Origin of the sequence: Burkholderia sp. ABCPW 14, assembly GCF_001523835.1 — a bacterium.
GTDB classification, from domain to species: Bacteria; Pseudomonadota; Gammaproteobacteria; order Burkholderiales; family Burkholderiaceae; genus Burkholderia; species Burkholderia mayonis.
In genome coordinates, this window is the sequence record NZ_LOVS01000073.1 from 1 (window position 1) to 2,087 (window position 2,087).

The window sequence follows — 2,087 nt, forward strand, 5'->3', positions numbered from 1 at the left end:
ATCCACACCTCGTCAGGATTTGCAGGATTCACGCGTCAATATGCCTGCTTCCTGCAAATCCAACAACACCGTTTCGGCATCACAGCCTTTCCGTATAAGCCGTCCAGGATTGTTCAGGTTCGACTATCGATGTTGGAATGGGCGCACGGACACTCATCGCGATGTGTAAGCCGCTACCGCCGCAGAAAAATCCTCGTCGCGTCAAGGTTGTCCGTGAGGCACGGGACCGGCACAATGCGAACATTTCTCGAATTTTTGAGCGCTACGCAAAAATGCTGCGTTCCGGGAAGATCAAGCGAACAGCATTGACCCTCGCCGAAAGCGCGGAAGAGCAGTTTCGCACGACCTTGGCGTGGATCGAGGAGAACAGGGCCGAAGGTGGTTGTCTCGGCAATATTCCTGAATTTGCAAACCGCATTCCAGAGAACATCCTCCGGATTGCAGCCAACCTGCACGTCATTGAGCAACGCGAAGGAACCGTGATCCAGCGTGACATCTTACTCAGTGCGATTCGTTTGATTATTTTTTTCACTGAACAGCATATCGCGTTGTTTGGTGAGATCGATGTACCTCTCGAAGAGAAGTATGCACGCGCCGTACTCGAATATTTGCGGCGAGAGTTCAAGAAATTCGAGGTACGCGGAACGCCCTGGACGGGCTGGATCGTCACGGTTCGCCAGATTCAACAGTACGTCGGGAACGCAGAAATTCGCTCGAAGCGTGACTATGTCGTCGATGCGCTTTATGTCCTCGCCCACGAGGGGATTGTGCGCCTAAACTTTGCTCCGGGAGAAAAGGTGGTTTCGGTTCAGTTGCTGGACAGCCACTTCGGCACGCGCCCCAAGGACATACCGAAACCGGATCACCATTGATGCTACAACGCTACAGGTAGCATGTGTAGCATCGACCGATGATCTCCCCTCGCCCACCCCGGCCAATTCTGGTCGGGGTATTTTTTATTGCGTGCAGAACTATGCATATGAGGAGTGGAATGAAAGCGCCGCTCTTCCCCAGCATCGCTGTTCGAATTCTTCGCCCTACCGAGCGAAGCTAACCAACCGCACTTATGCTTTATTTGGAATATATAAGTTATCATCCTTAATAAATCAACAATCGCGCACAATCAATCAACATTAGCATATCTCGATTTCAATGATGGACGAGCATCGCTTGCAGGCAGCTCATCCATCGAAGAAATGGGGTAATCAATAACCTTCACCAACACGGCGAAGGACCCATCACGTTGCAACCATGATGAAAATCATTGAAGACATTGAGACGCTCAGAATAATTTCCCAGATTGACGAACGAATCAACCTTGAACAAACCAATGAGGGTGAAAAAACCAAAACGATCATTCACAAGGGGTATGCTTCAGGACATCTATTTACAATCGAGAGATTCGTGAAGTCCATCTCGACCCGATGGACTGGTGGATTCGTTGAGGAACGAGCAAAATACAGTGGCTTGACGAAGTTACGCAAGCTGTTACTTGGAAAGAATTTCTACAGCCTCATGAATGATTGCATCGAACGATATTCAAACATGTATCGATACTCTGCACGCGTCGAAGCGTTTTATGATGTCTGCAAAGAGATGGCGCTTCTTAGCCCGCTTGGAGAAAGGCTGTTCGACTTCGGAAACCCTGAGCATGTCCATGTTCGGACCGGGATGCGATATTTCGAGATATTCAACATTCTGATCGGGAAGATCCGTGCGCGGATTCAGTCTCGAAAATTCACTGAACGGGAACGTCTTCGCCTGGTCAATGCAACGCGCAGAGAGCGTAGTGTTCTTGAGATGGAAGAGGCCATGTTTTCTGAGAGGACGGGAAGATCTCGCTGGCTGGTACTATCGCTGACGTTGCGTATCAAGCCGGCGTTTCGTCGATGGGTTACGCCTGAGATGTTCCAACAGTATCGCAAGCGCTTCTTCGTTGCTCGCCGGTACAATGAGCTGATGTTGATGGCGGCGTAAAACCGCGCTTAAACGGCGGCGCAATGCTGAGTAATTTTCTCAAGTACGCAGGGGCCCTCGGGCCCCTTTGACGTGTTGCGACGGCGGTACCGTTCAGAACGGCGGGTCGG

Annotated in this window: 2 protein-coding genes; both read left to right on the forward strand. The window is 50.6% G+C overall.

Going from position 1 to position 2,087, the window contains the following annotated elements; translation table 11 throughout:
- Positions 1–125: 125 nt before the first annotated feature.
- Positions 126–872: a DUF3987 domain-containing protein gene (locus WS62_RS11570; RefSeq protein WP_269435274.1), complete on the forward strand. Its 747-nt coding sequence runs from the start codon at positions 126–128 to the stop codon at positions 870–872.
- Between the two features lie 379 nt (positions 873–1,251).
- The gene (locus tag WS62_RS11575) at positions 1,252–1,977 is read left to right on the forward strand and encodes a hypothetical protein (protein WP_066570962.1); all 726 of its coding nucleotides are present in this window, start codon (positions 1,252–1,254) and stop codon (positions 1,975–1,977) included.
- The last annotated feature ends 110 nt before the right edge of the window (positions 1,978–2,087 follow it).

Coding starts and splice junctions, on each gene's coding strand:
- WS62_RS11575 (WP_066570962.1), top strand. CDS start 1,252: ATGATGAAAATCATTGAAGACATTGAGACGCTCAGAATAATTTCCCAG.